The sequence below is a fragment of the Pseudomonas sp. NPDC087029 genome, from assembly GCF_044745345.1.
GTDB classification, from domain to species: domain Bacteria; phylum Pseudomonadota; class Gammaproteobacteria; order Pseudomonadales; family Pseudomonadaceae; genus Aquipseudomonas; species Aquipseudomonas faucium.
Genome location: NZ_JBIVAB010000001.1, coordinates 436,074 through 451,790 on the forward strand (window position 1 = coordinate 436,074; position 15,717 = coordinate 451,790).

General features: G+C 67.4%; 14 protein-coding genes. 6 read left to right on the forward strand and 8 right to left on the reverse strand.

Translation table 11 applies throughout. The features are described from left to right. Positions 1-16 precede the first annotated feature (16 nt). Positions 17-1,300: a Zn-dependent hydrolase gene (locus ACIPG5_RS01945; RefSeq protein WP_176517306.1), complete on the forward strand. Its 1,284-nt coding sequence runs from the start codon at positions 17-19 to the stop codon at positions 1,298-1,300. 24 nt (positions 1,301-1,324) lie between these two features. Here the strand turns inward: ACIPG5_RS01945 and ACIPG5_RS01950 are convergent, their stop codons facing one another. The 4 genes from ACIPG5_RS01950 to nhaB all read right to left on the reverse strand — a co-directional run bounded on the left by ACIPG5_RS01950 (position 1,325) and on the right by nhaB (position 5,185). Next, positions 1,325-2,281 carry a ribonuclease Z gene (locus tag ACIPG5_RS01950; protein ID WP_176517307.1) on the reverse strand — a complete coding sequence of 319 codons (957 nt, stop codon included), beginning with the start codon at positions 2,279-2,281 and terminating at the stop codon, positions 1,325-1,327. Positions 2,282-2,325: 44 nt separating this feature from the next. After that, positions 2,326-2,889, reverse strand: a complete 564-nt coding sequence (locus tag ACIPG5_RS01955; RefSeq protein WP_176517308.1) for a lipocalin family protein — start codon at positions 2,887-2,889, stop codon at positions 2,326-2,328. 72 nt (positions 2,890-2,961) lie between these two features. Beyond that, positions 2,962-3,597, reverse strand: coding sequence for a dihydrofolate reductase family protein (locus tag ACIPG5_RS01960; RefSeq protein ID WP_401373065.1), 636 nt, complete (start codon positions 3,595-3,597; stop codon positions 2,962-2,964). A gap of 85 nt (positions 3,598-3,682) precedes the next feature. Beyond that, positions 3,683-5,185 carry a sodium/proton antiporter NhaB gene (gene nhaB / locus ACIPG5_RS01965; protein WP_236235462.1) on the reverse strand — a complete coding sequence of 501 codons (1,503 nt, stop codon included), beginning with the start codon at positions 5,183-5,185 and terminating at the stop codon, positions 3,683-3,685. A 153-nt stretch (positions 5,186-5,338) separates the two neighbouring features. Between nhaB and ACIPG5_RS01970 the strand changes: the two genes are divergently transcribed. Beyond that, positions 5,339-6,151, forward strand: a complete 813-nt coding sequence (locus ACIPG5_RS01970) for a crotonase/enoyl-CoA hydratase family protein (protein WP_314619998.1) — start codon at positions 5,339-5,341, stop codon at positions 6,149-6,151. Between the two features lie 35 nt (positions 6,152-6,186). Continuing rightward, on the forward strand, positions 6,187-7,017 hold the full coding sequence (gene nudC / locus ACIPG5_RS01975; RefSeq protein ID WP_314619997.1) for an NAD(+) diphosphatase: 831 nt from the start codon (positions 6,187-6,189) through the stop codon (positions 7,015-7,017). Here nudC and ACIPG5_RS01980 read toward each other — a convergent pair. The 3 genes from ACIPG5_RS01980 to ACIPG5_RS01990 form a co-directional block, all read right to left on the reverse strand. After that, positions 6,985-7,764: a TSUP family transporter gene (locus ACIPG5_RS01980; protein ID WP_236193563.1), complete on the reverse strand. Its 780-nt coding sequence runs from the start codon at positions 7,762-7,764 to the stop codon at positions 6,985-6,987. The two genes, nudC and ACIPG5_RS01980, sit on opposite strands and share 33 nt — an antisense overlap. A gap of 174 nt (positions 7,765-7,938) precedes the next feature. Next, the gene (locus tag ACIPG5_RS01985; protein ID WP_176517359.1) at positions 7,939-8,769 is read right to left on the reverse strand and encodes an alpha/beta fold hydrolase; all 831 of its coding nucleotides are present in this window, start codon (positions 8,767-8,769) and stop codon (positions 7,939-7,941) included. 215 nt (positions 8,770-8,984) lie between these two features. Then, complete coding sequence (locus ACIPG5_RS01990; protein WP_401373069.1) at positions 8,985-10,274, reverse strand: NAD(P)/FAD-dependent oxidoreductase; 1,290 nt, start codon at positions 10,272-10,274, stop codon at positions 8,985-8,987. 134 nt (positions 10,275-10,408) lie between these two features. On the opposite strand from ACIPG5_RS01990, the gene ACIPG5_RS01995 reads away from it, so the two are divergent. The 3 genes from ACIPG5_RS01995 (at position 10,409) to ACIPG5_RS02005 (ending at position 13,596) form a co-directional block, all read left to right on the forward strand. Continuing rightward, a complete protein-coding gene (locus ACIPG5_RS01995) occupies positions 10,409-11,296 on the forward strand; it encodes a LysR substrate-binding domain-containing protein (protein ID WP_286915375.1) in 888 nt (295 codons plus the stop codon). A 93-nt stretch (positions 11,297-11,389) separates the two neighbouring features. After that, positions 11,390-12,499, forward strand: coding sequence for an agmatine deiminase (aguA, locus tag ACIPG5_RS02000; protein ID WP_176517356.1), 1,110 nt, complete (start codon positions 11,390-11,392; stop codon positions 12,497-12,499). Next, positions 12,499-13,596 (forward strand): extracellular solute-binding protein, encoded by a 1,098-nt coding sequence (locus tag ACIPG5_RS02005; protein WP_401373072.1) that lies wholly within the window; start codon positions 12,499-12,501, stop codon positions 13,594-13,596. The genes aguA and ACIPG5_RS02005 overlap by 1 nt, the downstream gene beginning before the upstream one ends. A gap of 106 nt (positions 13,597-13,702) precedes the next feature. On the opposite strand, the gene ACIPG5_RS02010 is transcribed toward ACIPG5_RS02005, so the two are convergent. Beyond that, entirely contained in the window at positions 13,703-15,655 is a 1,953-nt protein-coding gene (locus ACIPG5_RS02010; protein WP_401373353.1) for a DNA topoisomerase III, read from the reverse strand. Positions 15,656-15,717: the final 62 nt, after the last annotated feature.

The window sequence follows — 15,717 nt, forward strand, 5'->3', positions numbered from 1 at the left end:
CTGAGGAGAAACCCCAATGACCCCCGCCCAGAACGTCCTGCAATCCACCGACCAGCACGTCGACAGCGCCCGCCTGTGGCAATCGCTGATGGACCTGGCGCGCCTCGGCGCCACGGCCAAGGGCGGGGTCTGCCGCCTGGCCCTGACCGACCTCGACCGCCAGGCCCGCGACCTGTTCGTCGGCTGGTGCGAGGCCGCCGGCTGCACCGTCAGCGTCGACGGCGTCGGCAACATCTTCGCCCGCCGCCCGGGCCGCAACCCCAAGCTGCCCCCGGTGATGACCGGTAGCCACATCGACACCCAGCCCACCGGCGGCAAGTTCGATGGCTGCTTCGGCGTGATGGCGGGCCTGGAAGTCATCCGCACCCTCAACGACCTCGGTATCGAAACCGAAGCGCCGCTGGAAGTGGTGGTGTGGACCAACGAAGAAGGCTCGCGCTTTGCCCCCTGCATGATGGGTTCGGGGGTGTTCGCCGGCAAGTTCACCCTGGAGCAGACCCTGGCCAAGCGCGACGCCCAGGGCGTGAGCGTGGGCGAGGCGCTGAACGCCATCGGCTACGCCGGCCAGCGGGCGGTGCTCGGGCACCCGGTGGGCGCCTATTTCGAAGCGCACATCGAGCAGGGCCCGATCCTTGAAGACCAGGCCAAGACCATCGGCGTGGTGCTGGGGGCGCTGGGCCAGAAGTGGTTCGACCTGACCCTGCGCGGTGTCGAGGCCCATGCCGGCCCGACGCCGATGCACCTGCGCAAGGACGCCCTGGTCGGCGCCGCCGCGGTGGTCGAGGCGGTCAACAAGGCCGCGCTCGGCCATCAGCCGCATGCCTGTGGCACCGTCGGTTGCCTGCAGGCCTACCCGGGTTCGCGCAACGTCATCCCCGGCGAGGTGCGCATGACCCTGGATTTTCGCCACCTGGAAGGCGAACGGCTGGATTCGATGATCGCCGACGTGCGCGCGGTGATCGAAGCCACCTGCGCCAAGCACGGCCTGAGCCATGAACTGGTGCCCACGGCCGATTTCCCGGCGCTGTACTTCGACCGTGGCTGCGTCGATGCCGTGCGCGACTCGGCGCGCACGCTGGGCCTGGCGCACATGGACATCGTCAGCGGCGCCGGGCACGACGCGATCTTCCTGGCCGAGCTCGGGCCGGCGGGGATGATCTTCGTGCCGTGCGAGAACGGCATCAGCCACAACGAGATCGAGAACGCCACGCCGCAAGACCTGGCGGCCGGTTGCGCGGTGTTGCTGCGGGCGATGCTGGCGGCCTCCGAGGCGATCGCCAGCGGGCGCCTGGCGGCGTAGCGCCAGGGGGTGACGGGTGCCGGGTCAGGCCGGCTGCAGGCACCCGTCACGGCCGATGTGGTAACGCTGCAGGTCCTGGGCCAGGGTCAGGTGGCCGCTGTAGTGGGCCTGCGCTTCCACGCGCAGGTCCTCGATGCAAGGGCTGCGCCGTGGGTCGGGCTGGTAGCGGGCGCTGAAGTGGGTCAGCACCAGGTTGCGCACACCTGCCGTTTCGGCGAAGCGCGCCACCGCCGCGGCGCTGCTGTGGCCGAACGTGGCCCCGGTGCGCTCGATGAGCGCCTGGGTGAATGTCGCTTCATGCACCAGCACGTCCACGTCCCTGGCCACCTCGGCCAGCAGCTCGGGGCTGTCGTTGTCGCCGCAGACGATCACCCGCCGCGCCGGCCGCGAGGCGCGCAGGTAGTCGCGCCCGTGCAGCAGCTGGCCGCCATGTTCCACCGCCTCGCCCTTGGCCAGCGCGCCCCACAGCGGCCCACGGGGGATGCCTTCGGCCTCCAGGCGCGGCACGTCCAGGCGCGGCTCGGGGTTGATCTCGCTGAACACGTAACCCACGCTCGGCACCCGGTGCGACAGGGCTACGCTGTCGACCCTGACGCTGTCGCTGGCCCAGCCCTGGAAGGTTTCCACGGCGTGCAGGCGCAGCTCGAACGGCAGGAAGGTGTCGCTGGCGGCCAGGCCCAGGCGCACCCACTCATGCAGCGCAGCCGGCAGGATCAGCTCGAGCGGTTGCTGGCGCCCGCTCATGCCGGCGCTGGCCAGCAGCCCCGGCAGGCCGAAGCAGTGGTCGCCGTGCACGTGGGTGATGAAGATGGCGCGCAAATCGCGCACCGACAGCGAGGTGTGCAGCAAGCGGTGCTGGGTGCCTTCGCCGCAGTCCACCAGGTACCAGTGGCTGCCGCTGGCTTCGATGACGGCGGTGGCGCTGACGTTGCGCGCCTTGGTCGGCACCCCGGCCGAGGTGCCTAGAAACTGCAGGTCCAAAGCCGGGCTCCAGAGATTTTGGGGGCTACACAGTAGCCCGGTTGTCAGGGCTTGGCGAGGTCATCCTGGCGCCAGATCAGCTTGCTGGTGTCGTAGCCTTGCTTGTGGGCGATGGCCAGCAACTGCTCGCGTGTCTGGTCGGTGATCGCCGGGGTGCGCGACAGCAGCCACAGGTACTCGCGGTTGGGGTGGCCGACCAGCGCCACGCGGTAATCCTTGTCGTGGTACAGCACCCAGTACTCGCCCTTGGTCAGCCCGGGCGCCAGGCGGCTGAACCAGTTGTCGAAGCGCACCCAGAGCTTGTCGGTCTTGCCCGGCTGTTGTGCTTCGGCGATGCCTTTGGCCTCGTTCCACTGGCCGTCCTTTTCCTTGCAGCGGTTGGTCACGTCGATGCGGCCATCCTCGCGCAAGCCATAGTGCGCCTCGGACTGCACGCAGTTGCGCTGGAAGAACATCGGCAGGCGCGCCAGCTCGTACCAGGTGCCCTGGTAGCGTTGCAGGTCGACCTGCTCGGTGGCGGGGGGCGAGCGGTGTTCATCGCCCGACCCGGCGCAGCCGGCAATGGCCAGGGTCATGCAGGAAACGATCAGGGCTGTGCGCAGCACCATGGCAAACCTCCTGGAAGCGGATGTGGGCTTACCTGTGTTTCGATGCGCGGCCGCGGCAAAAGTTGTATCGGATCAGGCCTGCTCGGGCGGCAGCTCGAACGACCCGGTCTGCACTTCGCCGGCACGCACGTAACGGGCGATCAGCACGCCTTTGGGGGAAACCTGGGCGTGTTGCAAGGTGAACGCCGCGGCGGCGGCATCGCTGCCGAACAGGCGTTTGCCGTGGCCGAGCAGCAGTGGGTGGGTCAGCAGTTGCAGTTCATCCACCAGGCCTGCCGCCAGCAGTTGCTGCACCAGCTCGGCGCTGCCCTGGGTCAGCAGCACCGGGCCGTCCTGCTGCTTGAGCGCGCGCACGGCGCCGGTCACATCGCTGCCCAGGGCGTGGCTGTGGTGCCAGGCGAGGGTGTCAGGCGAGTGGGTGGCGACGTACTTGGGCACGCTGTTGAACAGGTTGGCGATGGAGAAGTCTTCGCCGTCGTCTTTCACCTTCGGCCAGTAGCCGGCGAAGATGTCGTAGGTGCGCCGCCCCAGCAGCAGCGCGAAGGGCTGGCTGAACAGTGCCTGCATGGCCTGGCCGAACACTTCGTCGGCGTAGGGCACGATCCAGCCGCCATGGCTGAAGCCGCCGCGGGTGTCTTCCTGCGGGCCGCCGGGGGCTTGCATGACGCCGTCTAGGCTGATGAAGGCGGCAACGATGAGCTTGCGCATGGTGGGTGCTCCAGGGGTGGCCTGCAGTGCGCAGGCCTTGTCCCTGGTCGAACGGCGCGGCGCCGTTTCGACAGCGCCGGCGCATTTACAGCCAGTAGGTCACCGCCCACCAGCCCAGGCCACCCATGACCACGGTGTAGGGCAGGGCCATCCACACCATGCGGCCATACGACAGGCGGATCAGCGGCGCGATCGCCGAGGTCAGCAGGAACAGGAACGCCGCCTGGCCATTGGGCGTTGCCACGCTGGGCAGGTTGGTGCCGGTGTTGATCGCCACCGCCAGGGTCTCGAAGTGCTCGCGGCTCATGCCGCCGTTGACGAACGCCTGCTTGACCTCGGTGATGTAGATGGTGGCGACGAACACGTTGTCACTGATGGCCGAGAGCAGGCCGTTGGCCAGGTACAGCATGCCCGGCTGCTGCTCGGCAGGCAGGGCCAGCACCCAGGCGATCAGCGGGCTGAACAGCTGCTGCTGGTGAATGACCGCGACCACCGCGAAAAACACCACCAGCAGGGCAGTGAACGGCATGGCGTCCTGGAATGCCCGGCCCAGGCGGTGCTCGTCGGTGATGCCGGTAAAAGCGGTGATCAGCACGATCACCAGCAGGCCGATCAGGCCGACCTCGGCGATGTGCAGGCCCAGGCAGACGATCAGGATCAATGCGGCGATGCCTTGCACCCACAGCGCCACCCGCTGCGCCTGGGTGCGCGCGGCATCATCCTCGGCGGCGTAGCTGGCCAGCACCTGGCGCACGCGCTCGGGCATCAGCGTGCCGTAGCCGAACAGGCGCAGTTTTTCCAGCAGCACGCAGGTCACCAGGCCGGCGACCAGCACCGGCAGCGACACCGGCGCGACCTTGTGGAAGAAGTCGGCGAAGTGCCAACCCATCTCGTGGCCGATCAGCAGGTTCTGCGGCTCGCCCACCAGGGTGCACACACCGCCCAGGGCGGTGCCCACCGCGCCGTGCATGAGCAGGCTGCGCAGGAAGGCGCGGAACTGGTCGAGGTCTGCGCGGTGCAGTTGCTCGATCTGCTGGTCGCTGTCCAGCGCGCTGTCCTCGCGCGGGTTGGCGTTGGAGGCGACGCGGTGGTAGACCGCGTAGAAGCCCACGGCCGCGCTGATGATCACCGCCGTCACGGTCAAGGCGTCGAGAAACGCCGAGAGAAACGCCGACAGCACGCAGAACAGCAAGGCCAGCAGCGCCTTGGAACGCACCCCCAAAAGAATTCGCGAGAACAGGAACAGCAACAGCTCTTTCATGAAGTGGATGCCGGCCACCATGAACATCAGCAGCAAGATCACCGGGAAGTTGTGCAGCAGCTCGTCGTACAGGGCCTGGGGCGTGGTCATCTTGAGCAGCAAGGCTTCGACCAGCAGCAGGCCACCCGGCATCAGCGGGTAGCATTTCAGGGCCATGCCCAAGGTGAAGATGAACTCGATCACCAGGGCCCAGCCCGCGGCTACCGGGCCGACGCTGACCAGCAGCAAGGGGTTGAGGATCAGAAACAGGCAGATGACCGCCTTGTACCAAAGCGGCGACTGGCCGAGAAAGCCTTGGGCCAGGGCGCCGGTCAGGGAGCGTGACATGTAATTTGTATCCTTATGATTCGGCGAGCGCGCAAGGTGCCCCATCGAGGCGCAGGAGGCAAGGCCGGCAGTCCCGTTTTTGGCACAAGTGCGGGCACCTGGCTGGGTTACCATCCTGCGCTGACAACCCATTTGCCCACAGGAGTGCCGCCCGTGACCGAGTACAGCGCATTCAAGGTCGAACTGACCGACAACATCGCCCACGTCCAGATCAACCGCCCGGAAAAGATCAACGCGATGAATGCCGCGTTCTGGGAGGAGATCGTCGCCATCTTCCAATGGATCGACGACACCGATGCCGTGCGCGCGGTGGTCATCAGCGGGGCGGGCAAGCATTTCTCCTCGGGCATCGACCTGATGATGCTGGCCTCGCTGGCCGGCCAGATGGGCAAGGACGTGGGCCGCAACGCCCGCCTGCTGCGGCGCACCATCCTGCGCATGCAGGCCTCGTTCAATGCCGTGGACACCTGCCGCAAGCCGGTGCTGGCCGCCATCCAGGGCTATTGCATCGGCGGCGCCATCGACCTGGTCTCGGCCTGCGACATGCGTTACTGCAGCGCCGACGCGCAGTTCTCGATCAAGGAAATCGACATGGGCATGGCCGCCGATGTCGGCACCCTGCAACGTTTGCCACGCATCATCGGCGACGGCATCATGCGCGAGCTGGCCTACACCGGGCGCCATGTCGAGGCGGCGGAAGCGCTGCGCATCGGCCTGGTCAACCGGGTCTATGATGATCAGGCCGCCTTGCTCGACGCGGTCTTTGCCATCGCCCGGGAAATTGCCGCAAAATCGCCGATCGCCGTGGCCGGCACCAAGCAGATGCTCAGCTACATGCGGGACCACAGCATCGATGATGGCCTGGACTACATCGCCACCTGGAACGCCGCGATGCTGCAGTCCGAAGACCTGCGCGTGGCCGTGGCGGCGCACATGAGCAAACAGAAACCGACGTTCGCCGACTGACCGGGCGGGGGACGCGCAGTCAAGGAACCCCCGACATGTCAGCACGCTGGACTACCGCAGTACTCGACCCGCAGATCACCGGTGGCTGGGCCGTCGCCCGCAGCTCGGAAGGGTTTCTGGTGGACGCCAACGGCGCGCTGTTCGCTCGCGACTGGCTCAAGCGCCAGGACCTGGACGTGCTGTGCGAGCACGGCATCGGCCACTTCGATGGCCAGCCAGTGTTCCTGCTCGAACTGCGCAGCGCCGCCGCGCTGCCAGGCTGCAGCTGGCGCGGCCTGCGCAGCTTCATGCTCGAAGGCGACTTCGACACCTACAAGGTGCTTGGCTACGCCGCGCAGATTGGCACCTGGGCCCGCGAGCACCGCTTCTGCGGCAGCTGCGGCCAGCCGATGACGCAGATCCGCTGGGAGCGGGCGATGTACTGCCAGCCCTGCGAGCTGCGCAGCTACCCGCGCATCTCGCCGAGCATGATCGTGCTGGTGACCCGCGGCGACGAGGTGCTGCTGGCGCGCTCGCCGCGCTTCGTCAGCGGTGTCTACAGCACCCTGGCCGGCTTTGCCGAGCCGGGTGAATCGGCCGAGGACTGCCTGGTGCGCGAGGTGCGCGAAGAGGTGGCGATCGAGGTGCGCAACATCCAGTACGTGGGCAGCCAGTGCTGGCCGTTCCCGCATTCGATGATGCTGGGCTTCCATGCCGAGTACGCCGGGGGCGATATCGTCATGCAGCCGGACGAGATCGAGGACGCCAAGTGGTTCAGCGTGCACGACCTGCCGCCGCTGCCGGCCGGGCGTTCCATTGCCCGTTACCTGATCGACTTGTATGTGGCTCGCCGCCTAGGCCTGCCCGAACCAGTGCTGCCACGCTAGGCGCACGGTCAACGCCAGCACCACGGTGATGAACACCGGGCGGATGAACTTGCTGCCGCCGCTGATCGCCGTGCGTGCGCCGAAGAAGGCGCCGACCATCACCGACAGGCCCATGCACAGGCCGACGATGTAATCCACCTGCCCGGAAATGATGAACACCGTCAGCGCCGCGATGTTGCTGACGAAGTTCATGCTGCGCGCCACGCCGCTGGCGCGCACCAGGTCGATGGGGTAGAGCAGCAGCGTGCTCACGGTCCAGAACGCGCCGGTGCCGGGGCCGGCCACGCCGTCGTAGAAGCCCAGGCTGAAGCCCTGCGGGAACTGCCATTTCTTCTTGATCGGCGCGTCGGCATCCAGCGGCGCCTTGGGCGTGCCGCCGAACAGCAGGTAGACGCCGCAGGCGAAGACGATCACCGGCAGCATCTTGTTCAGCCACTCGGCTGGCAGGTAGTGGGCGATGGTCGCACCGAGCAGGGCGCCGATCAGCGTGCCCAGCACCGCCAGGCGCCACTGCGCGGGGTGGAACAGCTTGCGCCGGTAGTAGGTGAAGCCGGCGGTGGCCGAGCCGAAGGTGGAGCTGAGCTTGTTGGTGCCCAGGACCAGGTGCGGCGGCATGCCGGCGGTGAGCAATGCCGGGGTGGTGAGCAGGCCGCCACCGCCGGCGATGGCGTCGATGAAACCGGCGACGAAGGCGACCAGGGCGAGGATCAGCAGGGTAAGGGGTTCTACGGTGAGTTCGAAGGGCATTGGCGTCTGGCAGGCTGGAAGGCAGGGGTGCGGCAAACTGCCGCGCTAGAGGTTGGCATGGTAATGCCGGGAGGGGGGTGTTGTCAGTGTTGGCCCTATCGCCGGCAAGCCGGCTCCCACAGGTGAGCGTTGTGGGAGCCGGCTTGCCGGCGATAGGGCCAGTATGAAAAACCCTCAGCTACGAATGAACGCCAGCAAATCCGCATTGATCACATCGGCATGGGTGGTCGGCATGCCATGCGGGAAGCCCTTGTAGGTCTTCAACGTGCCATTGGGCAGCAACTTGGCCGACAACGGCCCGGAATTTTCATACGGCACGATCTGGTCATCGTCGCCATGCATCACCAGCACCGGCTGCTGGATTTTCTTCAGGTCTTCGGTAAAGTCCGTCTGGGAAAACGCCACCACCCCATCGTAATGGGCCTTGGCACTGCCGATCATGCCCTGCCGCCACCAGTTGCCGATGACGCCTTCCGAGGCTTTGGCGCCCGGGCGGTTGTAGCCGTAGAACGGCCCGCTCGGCACATCGCGATAGAACTGCGCGCGGTTGGTCGCCACTTGCACCTGGAAATCGTCGAACACCGACTTTGGCAGGCCGCCGGGGTTGCCCGGGGTTTGCACCATCAGCGGTGGCACTGCGGCAATCAGTACGCCCTTGGCCACCTTGTCGTTGGGGTAGCGGGCCATGTAGCGCACCACTTCGCCGCCGCCGGTGGAGTGGCCCACATGCACCGCACCCTGGGTGCCCAGGTGCTCGACCACCGCGGCCACATCGTCGGCGTAGTGGTCCATGTCGTGGCCGTCCGAGACCTGGCTGGAGCGGCCATGGCCGCGGCGGTCGTGGGCGACTACGCGAAAGCCCTGGCCGAGGAAGAACAGCATCTGCGCGTCCCAGTCGTCGGCGCTGAGCGGCCAGCCGTGGTGGAAGTGGATGACCGGCGCATCGCGCGGGCCCCAGTCCTTGTAGAAGATCTGAACGCCATCTTTGGTGGTCACGTAGCTCATGGACGCGTCTCCTCTGTGCGGGGGGATTACCAAGTGAGCTATTGAGAATAGGAGAGATTGCTGGGTTGTCAGTTCCGGCCCTATCGCCGGCAAGCCGGCTCCCACACTGTCAGTGGATTACCTGGACTGACCCCAAGGGTTGGATTGGTGGGGCACTCCATACCTGTGGGAGCCGGCTTGCCGGCGATAGGGCCGAAACAGTCCCCTAAGCGCCCTCAGGCACGATCACGCATCCGGTACCACGCCTTGGCCGCCGCCTCCAGCGGCGCAGCCAGCAGGTCGCCGCCCGGGAACCGCCCGTTGTCGATGCCCTGGTACAGGCTCAGCAGTTCGTCGTCGCCCAGGATCGCATCGCTGACCGCCCGCGCCGCGGCCAGGGTCGGCAGCACACCATGGCCGGAAAAGCCCTGCAGCCAGTAACGTTGCCCCTCGCGGCCAACGTCCGGGGTGCGCTGCATGCTGCAGTCGATGTGCCCGCCCCAGGCGTAGTCGATGGCCACCCCGGCCAGTTGCGGGAAGACCCGCTCAAGGAACGGCCGGGTGGCGCTGGCGACATCCTTGGGGATACCCCCCAGGTAGGTGCAGCCCCCGCCGAACAGCAGGCGGTGGTCCGGGGTGAGGCGGAAGTAGTCGGGCACGAACTGGTTGTCGATCACGCAGCTGTTGCGCGGCAGCAGCGAGTGGGCGACTTCGGCATCCAGCGGGGTGGTGGCGACCTGGTACGAGCCGACCGGCAGCAGGCGCCGCGAGAGGCTGCGGTCGAGGCGGTCGATGTAGGCGTTGCAGGCCAGCACCAGCACCTCGCCATGTACTTCGCCGTGAGCGGTGCGGGCGACATGGCCGTTGGCGGTCTTGTGCAGTTCGAGCACCTGGCTCTGTTCGAAGATGCGCCCGCCATGGGCTTCGATCGTGGCGGCCAGGCCCTGGGCCAGTTTCAGCGGGTTCAGGTGCGCACCCTTGGCGTCATACAGCGCTGCCTGGTAGCGCGGGCTGTCGATCCACTGGCGCATCTCGTCGCGGCCGATCAGGCGCAGCGCGTCGTAGCCCCATTTGTGTTCGGCCTCGTGCAGGGCTTCTTCGAGCATCTTCACCCGGCGTGGCAGCACCGCCGTCCACAGGCTGCCCAGGCGGTAGTCGATGTCGAAGCCATGGCGCTGGGGCAATTCGCGCAGCTCATCGGCAGCCCAGCACATGCTTTGCCACAGGCGCCGGGTGCGCTCCACGCCCAGAGCCTTTTCCAGCGGCGGCATGTCGCACGACCAACCCAGCAGGGCCTGGCCGCCATTGCGCCCGGACGCCGCCCAGGCCACCCGGCTGGCTTCCAGCAGGGTCACGCGCTTGCCGGCCAGGGCCAGGCGCAAGGCGGTGTGCAAGCCGCTGAAGCCGGCCCCGACGATCAGCACGTCGGTATGCTCAGGGCCTTGCAGGGTGGGGCGCAGGGGGATGCTGGCGGGGTAGGTCTGGGCGTAGTAGCTGGCGACGTGCTGGGCGGATTGCTTGAACATGCAAGGTCCTCGTGAAATTTGTTTTGATTATTTTCATGAAAACTTAGCATGAATTTTTCACGCTGCCAGCAGGGTTTTGTTGGCTGTATGATCCTGGGGCCGCTGTGCGGCTCATGTACCTGACAGGAAACCCTATGCGCCGCCTGCCTTCCCTGACTGCCCTGCGCACCTTCGAGTGCGCCGCCCGCCACGGCCACTTCGGCCGCGCCGCCGCCGAGCTGTGCGTCACCGACAGCGCCGTCAGCCACCAGATCCGCCAGCTCGAAGAGCAACTGGGGGTGGCGCTGTTCGAGCGCGTCGGCCGCCAGGTGCGCCCCAGTGTCGAGGCCGAGCGCCTGCTGCATCACCTGCAGCAGGCCTTCGAGCTGATCGGCAAGGCCTGCGACGAACTGCGCGACCCCTCTTCCCAGGCCGTGCTGCGGGTGGCCGTGACCGCGGAGCTGGCGCAGAAGTGGCTGGTGGCCAGGCTCGCCGACTTCAGCAGCCGCTACCCGCACATCACCCTGCACCTGCACGATCAGCCCATCGATGCCGGCGCCCCGGCGCTGGATGTGGACCTGGCCATCACCTATGGCACCAGTGCGCTGGATGCCAGTACCCACTTCGTGCGGCCGCTGCCGCTGTTGCAGTTCTTCCCGGTGTGCAGCCCCAGCCTGTTCAACCAGGGCAGCCTCAAGCGCCCGCGCGACCTTGTGCGCCACTGCCTGCTGCATGACGACCAGGACGGCCGCACCTGGACCACCTGGCTGGCCACCCATGCCGAAGACGCCTTGCCCTCGCGCCAGCTGTACTTCCCCCACGCGGCCCTGGCCCTGGAGGCGGCGTTGCTGGGGCAGGGGGTGGCCATGGGCGACAACCTGACCTGCCAGGCCGACCTGCAGAGCGGGCGGCTGATCCGGCCGTTCGCGGCCACGGTCACCGCCCAGGGGCAATACGCGCTGGTGTGCGAGCGGCTGCGCCTGGAGCGCGCTGCGGTGGCGCAATTCATCGAATGGTTCATCGAACAGCTGGGCGATAGCTGAATTCAATTCACCTATCGCTGAGTTTTCATCGTTGGAACTGGCCAACGCCCCGGCGTAGCGTGCAGTCATCACTCACCGACACGAGGTTGACCCATGGCACGTTCGCTGACCACCACCCCAAAAGCCGATGGCTTCCGCCTGCCCGGCGAATTCGAGCGCAAGGCCGGTTGCTGGCTCGGCTGGCCCGAGCGGCCGGACGTATGGCGCAACGGCGCCAAGCCTGCGCAAAAGGTCTGGGTGGAGATCGTCACCGCCATCGCCTCCAGCGAGCCGGTCACCGTGTGCGCCTCCGCCGCCCAGTACGCCAACGCCCGGCGCTTGCTGCCGGCGCAGGTGCGGGTGGTGGAAATGACCTGCAACGACACCTGGTTTCGCGACAGCGGCGCGTGCTTCGTGGTCAACGACGCCAGCGGCGAAGTGCGCGGTGTGGATTTCGAGTTCAACGCCTACGGCGGGCTGGACGGCGGCCTCTACTACCCGTGGGACAAGGACGACCAGATCGCGCAGAAGATCCTCGAAATCGAAGGCCTGGACCGCTACCGCGCGCCGCTGATCGCCGAGCTTGGCGGCATCCAGAGCGATGGCCAGGGCAGCCTGCTGACCACCGAGCAGTGCCTGCTCAACCGCAACCGCAATGCGCACCTGGGCAAGCAGGAGGTCACCCGCCGGCTGGAGGACTACCTGGGCGCCGACCAGGTGATCTGGCTGCCCCGGGGTTGCAAGTTCGATGAAACCGACGGCCATGTCGATGACCTGGCCTGCTTCGTGCGCCCCGGTGAAGTGGTGCTGCAGTGGACCGACAACCGCGACGACCCACAGTGGGAAATCTACCAGGAGGCCTACGACATCCTGCGCAGCACCCGCGATGCCCGGGGCCGCGAGCTGAAGGTGCACAAGCTGCCGCAGCCCGATGTGCTGCAGTGGACCGCCGAGGAGGCCGCCGGGCTGGACCAGGTCGAGGGTACGCACCTGCGCGAGGCCGGTACCCGCATCTGCGCCTCGTACATCAACTACTACGCCGGCAACTCGGCCATCGTCGTGCCGCTGTTCGGCGACCGCAATGACCAGGTGGCCCAGGCGACCCTGGCCGAACTGTTCCCCGAGCACCGCATCATCGGCATCGAGAACTCTCGCGAGATCCTGCTCGGTGGCGGCAACGTCGCCTGCATCACCATGCCGCAATACGCCGGAGGTCGTCGCTGATGAAGCTCACCTTGCTGGCCGCCGCGCTCGGCCTGGGCTGCGCGGCGGCGGGGGCCCTGGCAGCCGACGCACAACAGCCGACCGTGAACCTGTACATCTGGGGCGAGTACCTGGCCCCGGACACCTTGAGCAACTTCGAGAAGGAAACCGGTATCCGCGTGGTCGCCGACCACTTCGACTCGCTGGAAACCGCCGAGACCAAGCTGCTGACCGGCGGCAGCGGCTACGACGTGGTGCTCAGCGCCGGCCAGCACCTGAGCCGGGCCATCGCCAGCGGCGCCCTGCAGCCGCTGGACAAGGCCCAGCTGCCGCACCTGGCGGGGGTGGGCGAGGAGTTTCGCCAGCACATGGCCTTGTTCGACCCGGGCAACCGCTATGCCGGCACCTATGCCTGGGGCACCACCGGCGTGGGTTACCAGCAGCAGGCGGTGGCCGCGCGCATGGCCGATGCGCCGGTGGACAGCTGGGCGATGCTGTTCGACCCGCAGGTGGTGGCGAAATTTGCCGACTGCGGGGTGAGCCTGCTCAACGACCCCAACGAGGTGTTCGCCGCGGTGATGCGCTACATGGGCCTGGACATCAACCAGCAACGCCTCGAAGACCTCAAGGCCGCCGAGGTGCAGCTGCGCAAGATCCGCCCGTACATCCGCTACTTCGACAATGACCGCAACATCAACGACCTGGCCAATGGCGAGACCTGCGTGGCGATGTCGTGGAATGGCAACGTGGCGATTGCCCAGGGCCAGGCGCAGCAGGCGGGCAAGGCGTTTGCGCTGGACTACCGCATCCCCCGGGAGGGCACGCTGATCTGGCTCGATGCGCTGGTGGTGCCCAAGGATGCGCCGCATCCGCAGGCGGCGTGGCAGCTGATGGATTACCTGATGCGGCCGGAGGTGATTGCGCCGATCACCGACACCATTCATTACGCCAATGCGATCACGGCGGCGGACGGGTTGGTGGAGGCGAGCATTCGCAATGCGCCGGGGACTTATCCGCCGGAGGACGTGAAGGCGCGGTTGTATGGCAAGAATGACAATGGCAAGGCTTTCAACCGGGAGCTTACCCGGGCGTTCAGCCGGTTGAAGAGCGGGACTTAGGCCGTGAGGGCCCCATCGCCGGCAAGCCGGCTCCCACAGAAATCGCGTCATTGAGGGGCTACTTGTGGGAGCCGGCTTGCCGGCGATGGGGCCCGTATTGGCACCTTCAACTGGAGGTCTTGCGCCGAGCCTGCTTCGGTTTGCTTCCGGCTGTTTTGCTTCCCGCGCTGGCAGCCTTGCCCCTGCGCTTCTTCTTCCAAGGCGCCGCCTTGCCCACCGCCGGCCCGGTGATGCTCATGCGCATCCCCCGGCAGCGCTCCACCAGCTTGCCCATCCACGCCGACTGGCGCGCCACGAACGCTTCCAGGCTCATTTCCCCGCTCTGCACCATGTCCAGCGCCTGCTCCCAGATGGCGGTGGTGCCGGGGTCGGCGATGGCACGCGGCACTGCGTCGATCAAGCTGAACGCCGCCGCAGTGGCGGCCAGGGCCTTGCCGTTCTTCACCAGGTAACCGCGGTCGAGCAGGCCCTGGATGATGCTGGCGCGGGTCGCCTCGGTGCCGATGCCGGTGGTTTCCTTGAGCTTCTGTTTCAGCCGCGGGTCGTCCACCAGCTTGGCGACGTTCTTCATGGCCTTGATCAGGTCGCCTTCGGTGAACGGCTTGGGCGGCTGGGTCCACAGGTCTTTGAGTTGCAGGCCCTGCACGTTGCAATCCTGGCCCTCGCGCAAGGCGGGCAGCACCTGGGCTGGCGCTGCCTCGCGGCCTTTGGCGGGGGCCAGCGCCTCAGGCAGGGCGCGGCGCCAGCCGGGCTCGACGATCTGCTTGCCGACGGCGCGCAGGGCGTGGCCGGCGCAGTCGAAATCGGCCTGGGTGCGGTCGTATTCGTGGTTGGGCAGAAACTGCGCCAGGTAGCGGGCGCGGATCAGGGTGTACACGGCCTTGTGCTTGGACGGCAGGCGCGCCGGGTCGCTGGCCGCCGCCGTGGGGATGATGCCGTGGTGGGCGCTGACCTTGGCATCGTTCCAGGCCCGCGAGCGGCGCTGGGGCTCGAGGTGCGCCTGCAAGGGCGCAAGGCTGGCGTCGGCGCGCTGCAGTGCGGCGAGAATGCCCGGCGCCTCGCTGTGCTGGCTGACGGGCAGGTAGCCGCAGTCGCTGCGCGGGTAGGTGATCAGCTTGTGGGTTTCGTACAGGGCCTGGGCGATGTCGAGGGTTTCCTGGGCGCCGAGGCCGAACTTCTTCGAGCACAGCTCCTGCAGGGTGCCCAGGTCGAAGGGCAGCGGCGCGGCCTCGCGCACCCGCTCGGTGGCAACCTTGAGCACCCGCGCCGTGCCGGCGCTGCCGATATCGCTGGCGGCCTGTTGCGCCAGCGCCTGGTTCAGGCAGCGGCCCTGGTCGTCGCAGGCATCTTCCGGGGCGCGCCACTGGGCGTTGAAGGCTTGGCCGGCCTGCGCAAGCTGCACCTCGATGGCCCAGAACGGCACCGGTACGAAGTCGGCGATGCTGCGGTCGCGGTCCACCACCAGGCGCAGGGTCGGGGTTTGCACCCGGCCCACCGGCAGCACGCCCTGGTAGCCGGACTGGCGGCCCAGCAGGGTGAACAGCCGGCTCATGTTCATGCCGATCAGCCAGTCGGCGCGCGAACGGCCGAGCGCCGAGTGGTAGAGGTTGAAGGTTTGCTGGCCCGGCAGCAGGCGGGCCAGGGCCTTGCGGATGGAGGCGTCGTCCAGTGCCGACAGCCACAGGCGCTGGATCGGCCCGCGGTAGCGGCAGTGCTCGACCAGCTCGCGGGCGATCATCTCGCCCTCGCGGTCGGCGTCGGTGGCGATCACCAGCTCGCGGGCCTCGCCGAGCAGGCGCTTGACGGCCTTGAACTGGCTGGCGGTCTTGGGCTTGACCTGCATCTTCCACTGTTGCGGGATGATCGGGAGGTCGGCCAGGTTCCAGCGCTTGTAGCGTTCGTCGTAGCTGTCGGGCGGGGCGGTTTCGAGCAGGTGGCCGATGCACCAGGTCACGCACACGTCGGTGCCTTGCCAGCAGCCGTCGCCCTTGCGCTGGGCGCCGAGGACCTTGGCGATGTCTTTGGCCTGGGAGGGTTTTTCGCAGAGGAACAGGCGCATGGCCGGGGACGCTTCATCGGGAATGATGGGCACTAGGATGCGCAAGCGGGGGCGCAGAGGCA